The 14,415-nt window shown below is 33.2% G+C and carries 15 protein-coding genes and 1 other annotated feature (1 of these 16 running past the window's edge); of the genes, 12 read left to right on the top strand and 3 right to left on the bottom strand.

The annotated features are described in order from the left end of the window. Positions 1-274: 274 nt before the first annotated feature. Positions 275-1,162: a helix-turn-helix domain-containing protein gene (locus tag NH288_RS00595; RefSeq protein WP_265212284.1), complete on the bottom strand. Its 888-nt coding sequence runs from the start codon at positions 1,160-1,162 to the stop codon at positions 275-277. Positions 1,163-1,402: 240 nt separating this feature from the next. Here NH288_RS00595 and NH288_RS00590 point away from each other — a divergent pair, with 240 nt between their 5' ends. The 3 genes from NH288_RS00590 (at position 1,403) to NH288_RS00580 (ending at position 4,292) form a co-directional block, all read left to right on the top strand. Beyond that, on the top strand, positions 1,403-1,780 hold the full coding sequence (locus NH288_RS00590) for a BlaI/MecI/CopY family transcriptional regulator (protein WP_265212283.1): 378 nt from the start codon (positions 1,403-1,405) through the stop codon (positions 1,778-1,780). Positions 1,781-1,782: 2 nt separating this feature from the next. Beyond that, positions 1,783-3,156, top strand: a complete 1,374-nt coding sequence (locus NH288_RS00585; RefSeq protein ID WP_265212282.1) for a M56 family metallopeptidase — start codon at positions 1,783-1,785, stop codon at positions 3,154-3,156. Positions 3,157-3,260: 104 nt separating this feature from the next. Beyond that, the gene (locus NH288_RS00580; protein WP_265212280.1) at positions 3,261-4,292 is read left to right on the top strand and encodes a hypothetical protein; all 1,032 of its coding nucleotides are present in this window, start codon (positions 3,261-3,263) and stop codon (positions 4,290-4,292) included. 660 nt (positions 4,293-4,952) lie between these two features. On the opposite strand, the gene NH288_RS00575 is transcribed toward NH288_RS00580, so the two are convergent. Beyond that, positions 4,953-5,834, bottom strand: coding sequence for an Abi family protein (locus NH288_RS00575; protein WP_265212278.1), 882 nt, complete (start codon positions 5,832-5,834; stop codon positions 4,953-4,955). A 215-nt stretch (positions 5,835-6,049) separates the two neighbouring features. Between NH288_RS00575 and metG the strand changes: the two genes are divergently transcribed. From metG to rsmA, 4 genes are read left to right on the top strand one after another with little or no spacing between them, the layout of a single operon-like run. Beyond that, entirely contained in the window at positions 6,050-7,996 is a 1,947-nt protein-coding gene (gene metG, locus NH288_RS00570; protein WP_265212276.1) for a methionine--tRNA ligase, read from the top strand. Further along, the gene (locus tag NH288_RS00565) at positions 7,996-8,754 is read left to right on the top strand and encodes a TatD family hydrolase (RefSeq protein ID WP_265212274.1); all 759 of its coding nucleotides are present in this window, start codon (positions 7,996-7,998) and stop codon (positions 8,752-8,754) included. Before metG ends, NH288_RS00565 begins: the two co-directional genes overlap by 1 nt. Further along, on the top strand, positions 8,751-9,281 hold the full coding sequence (rnmV, locus tag NH288_RS00560; protein ID WP_265212272.1) for a ribonuclease M5: 531 nt from the start codon (positions 8,751-8,753) through the stop codon (positions 9,279-9,281). Before NH288_RS00565 ends, rnmV begins: the two co-directional genes overlap by 4 nt. After that, on the top strand, positions 9,278-10,120 hold the full coding sequence (gene rsmA, locus NH288_RS00555) for a 16S rRNA (adenine(1518)-N(6)/adenine(1519)-N(6))-dimethyltransferase RsmA (protein ID WP_265212270.1): 843 nt from the start codon (positions 9,278-9,280) through the stop codon (positions 10,118-10,120). The genes rnmV and rsmA overlap by 4 nt, the downstream gene beginning before the upstream one ends. On the opposite strand, the gene NH288_RS00550 is transcribed toward rsmA, so the two are convergent. Next, positions 10,106-10,393 carry a hypothetical protein gene (locus NH288_RS00550; protein WP_265212268.1) on the bottom strand — a complete coding sequence of 96 codons (288 nt, stop codon included), beginning with the start codon at positions 10,391-10,393 and terminating at the stop codon, positions 10,106-10,108. The genes rsmA and NH288_RS00550 overlap by 15 nt on opposite strands. 128 nt (positions 10,394-10,521) lie before the next feature. Between NH288_RS00550 and NH288_RS00545 the strand changes: the two genes are divergently transcribed. From NH288_RS00545 to hydF, 5 genes are all read left to right on the top strand, one after another. Continuing rightward, entirely contained in the window at positions 10,522-10,749 is a 228-nt protein-coding gene (locus NH288_RS00545) for a glutaredoxin family protein (RefSeq protein WP_106460892.1), read from the top strand. Positions 10,750-10,850: 101 nt separating this feature from the next. Next, entirely contained in the window at positions 10,851-11,174 is a 324-nt protein-coding gene (locus NH288_RS00540; protein WP_265212265.1) for a type II toxin-antitoxin system Phd/YefM family antitoxin, read from the top strand. Next, on the top strand, positions 11,171-11,491 hold the full coding sequence (locus NH288_RS00535; RefSeq protein ID WP_265212263.1) for a type II toxin-antitoxin system RelE family toxin: 321 nt from the start codon (positions 11,171-11,173) through the stop codon (positions 11,489-11,491). The genes NH288_RS00540 and NH288_RS00535 overlap by 4 nt, the downstream gene beginning before the upstream one ends. A 164-nt stretch (positions 11,492-11,655) precedes the next feature. Then, positions 11,656-13,074 (top strand): [FeFe] hydrogenase H-cluster radical SAM maturase HydG, encoded by a 1,419-nt coding sequence (hydG, locus tag NH288_RS00530; protein WP_265212261.1) that lies wholly within the window; start codon positions 11,656-11,658, stop codon positions 13,072-13,074. Beyond that, positions 13,058-14,209 (top strand): [FeFe] hydrogenase H-cluster maturation GTPase HydF, encoded by a 1,152-nt coding sequence (gene hydF, locus NH288_RS00525; protein WP_265212259.1) that lies wholly within the window; start codon positions 13,058-13,060, stop codon positions 14,207-14,209. Before hydG ends, hydF begins: the two co-directional genes overlap by 17 nt. A 77-nt stretch (positions 14,210-14,286) precedes the next feature. Next, positions 14,287-14,415 (top strand) — a binding site (T-box leader) (it continues 104 nt past the right edge of the window).

The following is a 14,415-nucleotide window of genomic DNA, read 5'->3' as shown; positions in this document are numbered from 1 at the left end:
TATCAATAGCACTAAACTTAAATAAACTGGCAACCAAAATAGAAAATAAGAACTTAGAAATCATAAAATACAAAGCTGCTTAAGAAAAAAATATTAATTTCATAAGCTTTATTAAGTGAGCCTATTTCTAAGGAAAATGTGGAAAAATTTATTCCCACCTTAAAAATCTCTATATAATTAAATTACTTAATACAAATATCCGAGAAAAAAAGTGATGAGCAGAATAGATTTAACTATTCTGCAACATCACCTTTTAAAGTTGGTATATAAAAAACTATGGCATTATGAAATTTTTATCATCATTTGCCTTTAGTTTATATTTTTCTAATAGAAGATTGTATACTTGTTCGTTGATTTTTTTAGCTGTATCAAGAGTAAGCCTTACATATTTTTCGTAAGGCATCTTAAGGTCATATAAAATTATGGATTTTTGGTAAAGCATAATTGGAGAAATCGGGTTCTTATTATTTGTCCTTATTGATTTATTTATGTAATAAAGGGCCAGGTAGGATTTATCCATACTATAATAGGTATTTGAGATATTGTGGTATAAAATTGAGTTTAAATTATCATTATCTAGTTTAGCGTTTTTAATAAATTTTAGACAGGCCAGCCTATCATTTTTATTGCTAAGACATATAGCGTAATTCATCAGTAACCTATAGTCGATTATATCATAGGTATTTAAGTTAAGATCAGCAAAATCAAAGGTCCTACCGACATTTAAAGCTTCAATGATAAGAGCCATCTTTTTATTCTTATACTCTTTTATTTCTATGGATTGAAATAATAATTTTAATTTCCTAGCCTTGTTTTTAATTATTTTTCTTTGGGAATTATTTTCAATTTCTCTTAGAATATCAACTTCATAAGCCTGACTAGACCCAGCATACCTATCTTTGGCATTAAGATTTTTAACAATCTTATTAATCTGATCTGAATCATCTAACAAAAGATAAAGATATTCCTCCACAAGATCTACATTAAGTATTTCAGAAAGAATCTCAAGCTTGTCTAAATCAATATCAACCTTGCCATTTTCCATATTAGAAAGAGTTTTGACATTGATAAAAGAACGATAAGAAAGCTCCTCCTGGGTCATATTATTTTTTTGTCTTAGATTTTTTAAAAGTTTTCCAAACTTATAATTATTCTTATTCATATAATCACCATTCTCAATCATATCACATTATCAGGCAAAAGTCCATGTATAAATTATACCTTTACCTTATTTTTTAGTAATCTATAATAAGATTAGAGAAAAATTTGGGCTTTTTTGTAAACTATTAATCAATTAAGTCTTGCATAATTTCAAAAAAATGATATTCATCAAGATGAAAATAAAATACTCAAAATGAGAATGATATATCGATTGAGAATAGATTTGTATTAGGAGGAAATTATGGATTTTTCTGACGGGGAATTAATTGTAATGGAACTACTCTGGCAAGGGGATGTTTTAGATGAAAATGGAGAGATAAAAGCTATTGATTTAGCAAAAGTTTTAAAGGATAGATACAAAACAAGCAAAACTTCAGCTTATACTTTTTTTGGTAGACTTATAGATAAAGGAGCTATTTCAAGGAGGTATCCAAATTACACCATAAGTGTCTCAGTATCTAGGGAAGATGCTCTATACGATAAACAAAAGGAAGTCTTTAATAAGCTATTTAAAGGCTCATTATTAAATATGTGCAAGACCTTTTTGACTAATGAAAAAATATCAAAAGAGGAATTGGATGAAATGAGAAAACTAATTGATAGTTTCGATGAGGAATAGAGTTGAAAATTAGTTTAATAAATTACTCTATTCTTGATAAGGGAATTAGGAGTGTTTGGATATTGTTTTTAATTTTAATTTTTAGAAAAAGATTAAATTTAAAATCATTTAAATCTGCAAATGTTATATTGTGGACATTTTTCCTTGCATATTTAATTGTACCTTATGGTTTCAGAATTCAATTTGATGCTAATGGTGATAGTGAAATTATTACAAGAATTATAAGATTAATAACTTTTATTAATGATATAATAAATAAAGTGACATTGGACATTGAAGCATTTTTATATCCGCTTAATCGAATAATTTTGTCCTTACCGCTTTGTATATACCTAATTTATAAAATATATATTTTTAAAAAAGTTATTAATAATTCTAAAATTTATGAGGATAAGAGAATATTAAATACTATTAAATCATTTAACCTTAAAAGAAAAGTTAAAGTTTATATAAATAATGACCTAAATTCACCCATTACCTTTGGCGTACTAAGGCCTAAAATAGTTATACAAAGGGAAATTATAGAAGATACTAAGCTTCTTGACCACGTACTTATTCACGAGCTAACGCATATTAAAAAATATCATATTATATTCAATCACATTGTAAATATATTAGCTTGCATCTATTGGTTCAATCCTATCTTTTGGCTTAGCCTAAAGAGGGTTGAACAAGATATTGAGATTAATTGTGATAAAGAAGTGATTGATAAATTGGGTGATAGTAGAAAAATTAGAAAAGATTATTGTAAATCATTACTTAAGTTTATGGAAATGAATTTTTATAAAAATAGCTTTTATTTAAGAATGAATCCAAATAAAGAAAGGATAGAGGTTATTAGAAACTACAAAACGACAATAAATGGGATAATAGGTTTTATAATAATATTAGCATTAAGTATGCCAGCTTACGCAAGTGTAGATTATATTGACTATGATATGGTTACTTTAGTAAAAGGATCAGTGGCTGATTATGATGATGTAAATAATGATAAAATTGAAATTATAAATGATGATGAATATCAGAGGTTAGAATTAGGTAAAACATCAATTAATTCCCTTAGAGCTGCAAATATAGACAATAGAATTAACATAGGGAGTTATGAAAAAAATGAATATAAAATTGATATGAATTCTATTGTAGAGAAAATGCATAGTGGATTTACTATAAAATTAAGTGACATGATATGCAGAGGGGGAGTTAAATATACTGTCATTGTAGAAGAAAATGGTGTAATTGTTTACCAGGAAACATTTTATTCTGATATGATAATAAAAGTTAAATCTAATTTACGTAGTAGATATTCTATAATAATTATTAACTTAAACAATAAAAGATTAACAGGTGATTTAAAAATAAATTCATATATAAGGTAGTTTTATAGGAGTAGTAATGAAAAAACTAAACCCAATGAGGTATAAGAATGGAGACTTATTAGCTTTATAAAAATTGTGAGCAAGAAAAATAAGAGGAGGAGATTATGAAAAAAATTATTTTAGCGTCTGTATTAGCTTTTGCTTTTTTAACAGTAAATGTAGAAGCGAGTGAGGGAGTTCTTGTAAATGATTATGTAAATACAGAAACCTATCCAGAAGGAAATACTCTTGAAAATGACCTTAAGAAAGAGAAGGAATATTTAAAGGGAATTTTTGATTTTGACTTTGATCTTGATCAGTCTTATGAGCTAAGAAAAAATACAGGAGAAAAAACTTATCTTTATACAGAAGATAGTCTTGTGACTAAGGATGGCCTTGATATTTCCTTTAGGTATGGACCATATAGCAAGGATTACGAAAAGGCTGCAGCATCCTTTAAAAAAAGTAAGATTAAGGGATTAGATGCATTAATTTATAGGGCAGGTGAATTTAATGGAGGCAAGGATTCTGTTTATTCTGCTGATTTTAAATTTGATGGAATCTATTATAGTCTTACCATTAGGGGAACTAGTGAAGGTGATTTTGTTAAAATTCTTGAAAATTTAATCACAAAAATCTTATATGACATGCCAAGGGGAGATGCTTCTTCTGAAAATGTGATAGACCTTGATTTTAAGGGAGATTCTTCTTATGCTGAGGGTATGTATCTACCAGAGGTGTCAGTTTCAGGAAAATATTATTTTAAAAATGGAGAGGCTATTAATCCATATGGAAAAAGCAGGGTAGGTAAAATTTCTGAAGCAGAGAAAAAGAAAATCCTTAATAAAAAACAAGTTAAAAAACTAATTAAATTATATAACAGGTGTTATAGAACAACTGTAAAACTCTACAAGTACGGAGAAAAAAACATTGATAAGTGGAAGAAAGTCAATAACATGACAGATCCTGTATTTGGAAGTTTTTCTAAAGAAAAATGGGTAAATCATTATAATAAATCTATAAGCGTCCTATCCAATGTTAAGTACTATTTTTATAGACTAGGCCTAGATGATTCTGATTTTACAGAAAAAGAAACCTATGATTTGATAGGAAAAGATACTAGGTTTGTGCTTACACTTAATAAGTATAAAAAATGATGGGATTTTTCTTAAAATAAGTTAAAAAATATAATAAGATTAGCCTGGCCTAGCTGAGCTTTGTCCAGGCTAAATTTTTGAAATGAATAAGTTAATTAAATGCGAGTTTATTAATAAGTGATTAGAGTGGTTCACGTATTGGGAGACTTGTCTACAGATGGTGTAGAAAGTTTTGTAATTGAAATTTATAGGAAAATTGATAGGGCCAAGATAAAGTTTGATTTTTAATCCATAAGCTTAAAAATGATAATTACCGCCAATAGCTCGAAACACTTGGTGGAAGACTTTTTCTCATAATCATGGACCCCAAAATTATTCTAAGTTTAAGACTTTTTTAAGAAATGCATTTACAAATCAATTATTAAAATATTCAGATTTAAAGCTTGACTTTTCAGACTAGGTTGGACTGATTTTTTTGAAAGGGCGCATATATTAAAATAAATAATGTATAGATCTTAATCTGAAAACGTGGACCCAAGAAATAATAAAAAGTAATACCTATCATAGGGAAGAACAATTAGAAAGAATAAAAGATGCTATTTATGGTATAAAATTAAGCGCCTTAGACCTTAGTTTTTTGTATTACAGACTAGTATATTATAAATTCTAGTGATAGAGCTTGATAAACATGTCAAGCTTTTATTTTTAAACAGGGTGTTTTTAAAGAATATTCCTCCAATTTTTAGGAAAGCCCATAAAGCTATAGTTAAAGCATCCTTGATATTTGTTAAAGGTGTTTTTTAAATCTTTTAGAAGTGATTTCCATTGGTCATTTGAGTTTAGAATTCTCTTTATAATTAAAAGAATAGGGAATATTTTATTTTGTTTGCCTTTGTATTTTTCATTTTCAGAATAAAGACGAGGATTCTCCTTTAATGGCATATTATAGAGTCTTGTGTAATGGGCACAAATATTTCTAACTTCAACTAAGCACAAAATCCAATTTTTTAAATACTTAGGGTCTGTGTTGTAATAATTTGAAATTTCTTTTTGATCTTCGTCTTTAAGAATACTAAATAGAGAAGATAAATTTCCAAAGGACATGAGCTCTACAGATACCCATATAGGGAACTTCCCCTTATATTTTTTAATATGATGTCTAACAAATGGCTTATTTCTCTGTCTATATATTTCTTTATTTAGATTGTTAATAATGATGGAATATATTGTATGGCCTTCTTTATTTGTTTTATAGATAAAATTATTTTCCTTGTTGAGTACATCGGGCCCATAGTTAATAGCTAAGTGGTAAGCAATTTGTGTCCTTAGTTCAATTTCTATTTGTTCAATCGTCCTTATTAGATTATTTTTAAACTCACTATCAAAACAATAAAGGCTAAATAGATCTTCTATACTGATATAATTTTTGTAATGTTCTTTATTGTCATACTTTTTAAGTCCAATTCCATAGCCCGAGAGTCTATAATAATTTACTTTTTTTAAAATTTCTTCAGCACATTTATAATTAGAAATCAATAAATTATGATCGTTTTTTAGTTTTAGAATCTGTTCTTTATAGCTTAACGCTGGTTTTAATTCCATATAAGAACTCCTTGATATAAAAAAAGCCCTCTCCGTGGTCCGCATGTAAAGTTTACATTAAGCGTGGAGAGGTTCTGTTAAGTTAATTATATCATAAGTGTAAAAAATATCAATTCTGAGTATACTAAATATTAAATTTGTTTTTTATCTCAAATTTCGATTTTTAGGGCTTTTGAAGTATGATAAAATAAGAATTATTTATAGGAGATGACTAGATGACTAATAAGAAACCTTATTATATTACAACACCAATATATTATCCAAACTCCAATTTACATATAGGAAATACCTATACTTCAATAATTGCGGATGTTTTAAAAAGATATAAAAATTTGATGGGTTATGATGCTTATCTTGTTACAGGTACTGATGAGCATGGACAAAAGATTATGGAATCAGCCCATGCCCATGGCAAAGAGCCTCAAGAATTTGTAGATAAGATTGCAGCTGAGACCATCAAATTATGGGAAAAGCTTGATATTAATTATGACACCTTTATCCGTTCTACTGGCAAGGATCACGAGAAGGATGTAGTAGATATCTTTAATAAGCTTTATGATCAAGGCGACATCTACAAGGGTGAATACAAGGGTTATTATTGTACACCTTGTGAGACTTTTTGGACTGAAAGCCAATTAGAAGATGGTAAATGTCCAGATTGTGGTCGTGATGTTGAGTACCAAGAAGAAGAAACATATTTCTTTAGACTATCAAAATATACAGATAAACTTAAAGAACTATTCAAAGACCATCCAGAATTTTTAGAGCCTAAGTTTAGGCAAAAGGAAATGCTTAATAACTTCATAGACAAGGGCCTTTCTGACCTATCTGTGACAAGGACTTCCTTTGATTGGGGAGTGGATGTCCCATTTGATAATAAACACGTTGTTTATGTGTGGATTGATGCCCTATCTTGCTATCTATCAGCAATTGGATTTGGAACTGACAAGGAGAAATTTGAGAAATATTGGCCAGCTAGCGTTCATTTAATCGGTAAGGATATAGTAAGATTCCATACCATTATTTGGCCAGCACTTTTGATGGCCCTTGACCTTCCACTTCCAGAAAAAGTTTTTGCCCACGGTTGGATTTTATTTGAAAATGACAAGATGAGTAAGTCCAAGGGCAATATCATGTATCCAGAGCCACTAGTAGACCTTTATGGCAATGATGCCCTTAAATACTTCATGCTAAGAGAATTTAACTTTGGATCTGATGGGGACTTTTCTGCAAAGAAATTTATGGAAAGATACAATTCAGATCTTGTAAATGACCTTGGCAACCTTGTTTCTAGAACTACTTCAATGATTTCTAAATACAATGGCGGCATAATCGAAAAGGGTACAGAAACTGATAAGTTTGATGATGAATTAATTGCTCTAGCTGGAAAGACCTACGAAGAATTTGTAAGACTTATGGATGACTTTAAATTCAACGAGGCCCTTGAGACAGTATGGAAGCTAATCCGCCGTGCCAATAAATATGTAGATGAGACTGAGCCTTGGATACTTGGCCGTGATGAGGCAAATCTTCCAAGACTAAATAGGGTTTTATATAACCTTGCTGAGACCTTAAGAATTGTTGCCCAATTAATTGAGCCAACCATGAAGGATACCACAAAAATAATCCTAGAAAAATTAGACACAAGTAATAAGGGAATCGAATCTGCCAAGACTTTTGGCCTTCTTGAAGAGGGAAGCAAGGTATCAAAGGGCAAGAACTTATTTGATAGACTTGATGTTGATGAAGAGCTTGCAAAACTTCACGAGAAAAACAACGCTCTTATCCAGGAAAGACTTGTTGATAGCAAGGTAGATGATAAGAAGGAAGATGAAAAGGCTGAAATTGCCTACGAAGACTTCACCAAGCTTGACCTAGTTGTAGGAAAAATTGTAGAAGCAGACTTCCATCCAGATGCTGACAAGCTTTTGGTCTTTAAAGTCGATATAGGTACAGAGACCAGGACAATCGTATCAGGCATCAAAAAATGGTACAAGCCAGAAGATTTGCTTGGAAAAAATGTAATTGTTGTCAAAAACCTAGCCCCAAGAAAGATGCGTGGAATTGAATCACAAGGCATGCTCCTTGCAGCAGACTTTGAAGATGATTTGACCCTTCTTTCAACCCTAGCTGACATCAAGCCAGGAAGCAAGGTATCTTAATGAAGCTAATAGATTCTCACGCCCACTTAACAAGCGAAGAATTTGATCAGGACAGGCTCTTTATCCTAAGAGACCTGTCTAATTTCTTTGTAGAGGCAGTGGTAAATCCAGGGACAAATCTCGCAAATTCTAGGGCAAATATTGCCCTTGCCAAAGACTTTGACAATTTCTATGCCCAGGTAGGAATCCATCCATCAGATGTGGATCAGATGGGAGAAAATGATCTAGAGGAAATTGAAAAACTAGCCAAAGAGGGGGCAGTAGCCATAGGAGAAATCGGCCTTGATTATTATTGGACCATAGAAACTAAGGCCCTCCAGAAGGAAGTTTTTATTAAGCAATTAGAAATGGCCAGAAGACTTGACCTGCCAGTTGTAATCCACAATAGGGATGCCACAGAAGATATTATGGAAATTTTAAAAGACTATACAGATTTAAAGGTGCAAATCCACTGCTTTTCGACAGATGAAAAGACTCTTAAAACCTACATGGATTGGGGATTTTACATCTCTCTTGGCGGAGTTGTGACCTATAAGGACGGCCTAAATGAAAAGCAAGCCGCAGCCCTTGTGCCTCTTGATAGGCTCATGCTTGAGACAGATAGCCCTTATCTTACCCCAAAGACCTTTAGGGGACTAAGGAATGATCCACGCAGGATAATAGAGGTTGCCCAAAAAATCGCAGAAATCAGGGGCCAAAAGCTATCAACCATTGCCAAGTGGACCAGCAAAAATGCCAAGGAGTTTTTCAACCTATGATAAAAGAATGCCTAGTAGTAGAAGGAAAAGATGATATAGCCAATGTCAAAAGGGCGGTAGACTGTGAGATCATCGCCACAAATGGCCTTGCCTTTGATAAGGACTTAATTGAAAGGCTTAAGGCCATCAACGAGAGGTGCGGGATAATAATTTTAACCGACCCAGACTATGCTGGCAAGAAAATCAGGGCAAAGATTGCAAAGGAAATCCCAACAGCTAAGCACGCCTACATTGACAGGAAAAAAGCCATAAAAAAAGGTGACTTGGGTGTTGAAAATGCAGACCCAGAAGTAATTATAGAGGCCCTAAAAAAGGCCAAGGCGAGCCAAATTGATAAGGCAAGCGAATTTACCATGGCAGATTTATTTAATAATGGCCTAGCTATTGGAGAAAATTCTAGAGAAAGAAGGGCTAAGCTTGGGGATTATCTAGGGATTGGCTATTACAATGCCAAAGGGTTATTGTCAAAGCTTAATTCCTTTGGGATTAGCCGAGAAGAATTTGAAAGAGGAGTTGAAGCTTTATGAAAAAACTATATTCACCAAAAGTTGTAAAAGAAATAATAGACCTTTATGGCTTTAGATTTTCAAAATCTCTTGGCCAAAATTTCCTTATAGACAAAAATTTTGTAGATAAAATCGTAGATGGGGCAGATGTGGCAGGGAAAAATGTCATCGAAGTGGGCCCAGGCATCGGGACAATTTCTTACGAGATGGCCAAGACTTGCAAAAAACTCGTCCTAATAGAAATTGACTCGACCCTAATTCCGATCCTAGAAGAAAATATGGAAGAATTTGATAATGTAGAGATTATAAATGCCGATATTTTAAAGACAGACCTGGTAGAAATCCAGGAAAAATATTTTGGGGGAGAGCCCTTTGCTTTTGTTTCAAATCTGCCATATTATATAACAACTCCAATCATAGAAAAAATCTTTGAAGATGAGGTAAACTGCACATCGATGACCGTCATGGTCCAAAAGGAAGTGGCAGATAGGATGCTAGCTGATGAAAAAAGCAAGGACTACTCATCCCTATCAGTTTTTGTAAAATATTATTCAGATGCCAAAAGGCTTACCAATGTGCCAAAATCAGTCTTCATGCCAGCCCCAAAAATAGACTCAGCAGTCCTAAGGCTAGATTTAAGGGCCTATGATAAGGATGTAGACAGGGATAAGCTCTTTAGTCTAGTGAGGGCAGGCTTTGCCAAAAGACGCAAGACCATCCTAAATTCCCTATCAGCTGTTGCAGATAAGGAAGATTTAAAGGCAGCCTTTGCAAGCTTAGGTCTAAATGAAAACCTAAGGGCAGAAAATTTATCACTAGATGATTTTATAAATATAGCAAATAATTTAGAAAATTGTTAGGCTAGAGAGGTCATAGAGTTTTTTATCTATGATCTCCTCTAGGCTTTTTTCTTTGATAATAATTTTATCAAGGCTAGCAAAAAGTCCGTTCCTGTCATCAAAGTCAGCCAAATAAATATTATCATAAGGTCCTGATAAGACCCAGGCATTTTCATGGTCATCATCACCCAGATTATTTATCGAATAAGGGACGTTATCAAAAATAAATTCGATTTCGTGGCCTATTTCTAGTAGGTTTTTAAGGTATTTGTAGGAAAAATTTTGATTTTTCATGGCTCCTCCTTGTTTATAAGATAAATTTGTGGGTATATTTCTAATTGAGACTTAGGTCTTATTTTTATTTTATACTAATTTCATTTTTTGGGTATATATAAAATAGAGAAAAAGAAAGAGGGATTAATATGCACGATATTACAATTTACACATCAAATACTTGCGTATTTTGCAAGGCAGCAAAACAATATTTCAATGAAAAAGGCATTGAATACACAGAAAAAAACATCGACAAGGACAAGGAAGCAGTTAACTACCTTATAGAAAAAGGCTACAGGGGAGTACCTGTAATAAACATCGATGGCGAAGACATCGTAGGCTTTGATAAGGAAGTCATCGAAGAAAAATTAAAATAGTAAGAGGGGCCAGGGGACTGGCTCTTTTTGTATGGAAATTTATTTGTCAAAACATTGATATTTTTATAGATAAATATATAGTTATTATATAGGAGGGGCTTATGGATTTTGTAAGAAATATTAAAGAAAAAACTGTAGCTATATCTGATTTTAACAAGGGCCAAGCTGGAAAAATTTTTGATGAGGTCAATAAAAAGGGACCAAAACTTGTTTTCAAAAATAATTCTCCAGAATGCGTCCTAATATCAGTAGATGACTATAGCAAGTTATTAGATGAGATAGAAGACTTAAAAGACTTAATCTTAGCAGAAAAGAGGATGAAGGCCCTAAAAAAAGAAGATTTAATCAGCCAGGAAGAATTTGAAAAACTTGCTGGTATTGACTTGGAAAATACCCAAGCAATTGATTTAGATGAAATTCTATGAAATATAAATTAGTTTTAACTAAGGATGCTTATAAGGATTACATGAGCCTTGATGGGTCTATGAGAAAACAAGTGGATAAGATGCTAAAAAGAGTACTAGAAAATCCACTTCCTGTAAGTCAAGGAGGTTATGGAAAGCCTTTAAGAAATAAAAATGGTCTTGATTTATCAGATTTTTTAAAAATCAAACTTAGGGCCTCAGGTCTTAGAATTGTCTATAAATTAGTTGAAGTTGACGGACAGATGCTAGTAATAATAATTGGTGCTAGGTCTGATTTAGATGTTTATAAAGAAGCCTATAGGAGAATCAATAAGTAAGAAAAGTGCCAGGGGACTGGCTCTTTTTGAGTGGGGATTTTCCCTTATCAGCTAATCTACTTTGTTATATTTAAAATTATTTTAAAAATTTGTCCAAAAGTATTATAATTATAGGTGGATAAATAAATATAAGTAAAATTTACATAGAAAAGAAAGAAGGAAATATGGCTAAATATGATCCTGCCTCTACTAAGGCAGTTGAATTTATAAATCACGAAGAGATACTTGAGACTTTAGATTATGGTAGGACAAATGCCCACAACAGGGACCTTATCAAATCTATCCTAGAAAAGGCGAAAAAGGCTAAGGGCCTTTCCCACAGGGATGCCTTTGTGCTTTTATCATCTAAGGAAGATGATCTTAATGAAGAGATTTTTAATCTTGCAAAAGAGCTTAAGCACAAATTCTACGCCAATAGGATTGTCTTATTTGCACCCCTTTACCTATCAAATTATTGTGTAAATGGTTGTGTATATTGCCCATACCATGGACAAAATAGGACTATTCCAAGAAGAAAACTTACTCAAGAAGAGATTAAAGAGCAGGTTATCGCCCTCCAAGACCAAGGTCACAAGAGGCTTGCCCTAGAGGCTGGGGAAGACCCAATCAATAACCCAATCGAATATATCCTTGAATCAATAAAGACAATTTATGGAATCAAGCACAAAAATGGGGCTATAAGAAGGGTCAATGTAAATATTGCAGCTACTACAGTAGAAAATTATAGGAAGCTAAAGGAAGCTGAGATTGGTACCTATATCCTCTTCCAAGAAACCTATAACAAAAAACAATACGAAGAACTTCACAAGTTTGGCCCAAAATCAAACTACGAATACCACACAGAAGCCATGGACAGGGCCATGGAAGGTGGAATCGATGATGTGGGCATGGGAGTACTTTATGGACTTGATTCCTACGAATATGAATTTGTTGGCCAATTGATGCACGCTGAGCACCTTGAAGCTAGATTTAACGTAGGTCCTCACACAATTTCAGTCCCAAGAATCCAACCAGCAGATGACATAGACCCTGATGATTTTGACAATTCTTTATCAGATGATATGTTTGCAAAAATTGTAGCCTGCATCAGAATTGCAGCTCCATACACAGGTATGATTGTCTCAACCCGTGAGTCTGAAGCCATGCGTGATAGGCTTCTTGAGCTTGGTATAAGCCAAATTTCTGGTGGTTCAAAGACATCAGTAGGTGGTTATACAGAAGATGAAACAGTAGGCTCTGACCAATTTGAGCTATCAGATAATAGGAGCCTGGATGAAGTTGTTGACTGGCTTATAGCCAAAAACCACGTTCCATCCTTCTGCACAGCCTGCTACAGAAAGGGAAGGACTGGAGAAGTATTTATGGGTATGGTCAAAGAGCATGGTATAGGCAATATCTGCCATCCAAACGCCCTAGTTACCCTAAAAGAATATGGGGTAGACTACGCAAGCCCACAAACCAAGGCTGATATTGATAAGCTAATCGAAAGAGAGCTTCCAAACATTGAAAATGAAAAGGTCAGGGAGTCTACCAGAGAAAATATCAAAAAAGTTGAGGAAGGCATCCGTGACCTCTATATCTAAGACAGGTTTTAGCGAAAGGTGTCATATAGGGATTTTTGGAAGGACCAACGCTGGTAAATCAACCCTTCTAAACTATCTGACAGGTCTTGACCATGCCATAGTTTCTGAAAAGGAAGGGACAACAACAGATCCTATCAGAAAGGCCATGGAAATAACAGACTTTGGGCCAGTTGTTTTTGTTGATACGGCTGGTTTTGCAGATAGAAGTGATCTATCAGAAAAAAGAATAGAAAAATCTCTAGCAGAGATAGATAAGATTGACATATTTCTCTATTGCCTATCTGAAGATGATGACCTAAAAATCTTAGAGAAAATCAATAAACCTGTGATTTTCCTTGCCATGCACATGGATAAGGAAAGGGGAGAGAAAATCCTTGAAGAATTTAAGGATAAGGCCCCAATCCCTGTTGATATTAGAAATACCAAGGCAAGGGATGAAATCTTTGCTAGGATTAGAAGGATCTACAAAAAAGAAGACCTATCTATCACCAAAAACTTGGTAAAGGCCCACGATACGGTAGTCCTTGTCATGCCCCAAGATGCGGCAAGCCCAAAAGATAGGCTCATAAAACCACAAGTCATGACAATCAGAGAAATCATAGATAAAAATGCCACAGCTATTTGTACAAATCTAGAAAATTTTGAGGCAACTATTAAATCTCTTAATAAAATCGACTTGATAATTACAGATAGTCAGGTTTTTAAAGATGTCTACGAGAAAAAGCCAGAAAATGTCTTACTTACAAGCTTTTCAGTCCTATTTTCTGCCTTTAAGGGAGATATAAATTATTTTGTAAAATCCGCAGCTAAGCTTGATGATGATATCAAAAATATCCTAATAGCAGAAGCCTGCACCCATCCGCCTATAGAAGAAGACATAGGCACAGTCAAGATTCCGAAGCTTATAAGAAAGACCCGCCCTGATGTAAATATAGATTTTGTAAGGGGAAATGACCCTATAGACTATGAAAAATATGACCTAATCATCACTTGCGGGTCATGTATGTTTAATAGGACCCATGTCCTAAATAGGGTCGCTAAATCAAAAGAGGCTCATGTGCCTATGACAAATTACGGCATAGCTATAGCCAAACTCACTGGAATTCTTGATAAAATCACCCTTCCAGATGAATAAATAAAAATTTAACCTAATAAATTTGACATAAAAAATTAAAGATGGTATTATATGACTATCAATTCGATAATAGATTTACAAACCATTTGAAGAGAAGAGTAGTTTGAGTGAATTTTCTACAGAGAGCCCCGGTTGGTGCAAAGGGGTGGATTGAAACTTAGATGAAGATGGCCTCGGATGGGATGGGTCGATATGAGATCCATACG

The sequence above is a fragment of the Anaerococcus sp. NML200537 genome (genome assembly GCF_026131715.1).
In the GTDB taxonomy this organism is placed as follows: Bacteria; Bacillota; Clostridia; order Tissierellales; family Peptoniphilaceae; genus Anaerococcus; species Anaerococcus kampingae.
Note: the sequence above shows the minus strand (reverse complement) of the source record. Positions and strands in the feature narration are given on the sequence as shown.

Bases quoted from the DNA above. Each gene is read 5' to 3' on its own strand.
- NH288_RS00595 (WP_265212284.1), bottom strand. From the start codon at position 1,162: ATGAATAAGAATAATTATAAGTTTGGAAAACTTTTAAAAAATCTAAGA.
- NH288_RS00590 (WP_265212283.1), top strand. From the start codon at position 1,403: ATGGATTTTTCTGACGGGGAATTAATTGTAATGGAACTACTCTGGCAA.
- NH288_RS00580 (WP_265212280.1), top strand. From the start codon at position 3,261: ATGAAAAAAATTATTTTAGCGTCTGTATTAGCTTTTGCTTTTTTAACA.
- NH288_RS00575 (WP_265212278.1), bottom strand. From the start codon at position 5,834: ATGGAATTAAAACCAGCGTTAAGCTATAAAGAACAGATTCTAAAACTA.
- metG (WP_265212276.1), top strand. From the start codon at position 6,050: ATGACTAATAAGAAACCTTATTATATTACAACACCAATATATTATCCA.
- NH288_RS00565 (WP_265212274.1), top strand. From the start codon at position 7,996: ATGAAGCTAATAGATTCTCACGCCCACTTAACAAGCGAAGAATTTGAT.
- rnmV (WP_265212272.1), top strand. From the start codon at position 8,751: ATGATAAAAGAATGCCTAGTAGTAGAAGGAAAAGATGATATAGCCAAT.
- rsmA (WP_265212270.1), top strand. From the start codon at position 9,278: ATGAAAAAACTATATTCACCAAAAGTTGTAAAAGAAATAATAGACCTT.
- NH288_RS00550 (WP_265212268.1), bottom strand. From the start codon at position 10,393: ATGAAAAATCAAAATTTTTCCTACAAATACCTTAAAAACCTACTAGAA.
- NH288_RS00545 (WP_106460892.1), top strand. From the start codon at position 10,522: ATGCACGATATTACAATTTACACATCAAATACTTGCGTATTTTGCAAG.
- NH288_RS00540 (WP_265212265.1), top strand. From the start codon at position 10,851: ATGGATTTTGTAAGAAATATTAAAGAAAAAACTGTAGCTATATCTGAT.
- NH288_RS00535 (WP_265212263.1), top strand. From the start codon at position 11,171: ATGAAATATAAATTAGTTTTAACTAAGGATGCTTATAAGGATTACATG.
- hydG (WP_265212261.1), top strand. From the start codon at position 11,656: ATGGCTAAATATGATCCTGCCTCTACTAAGGCAGTTGAATTTATAAAT.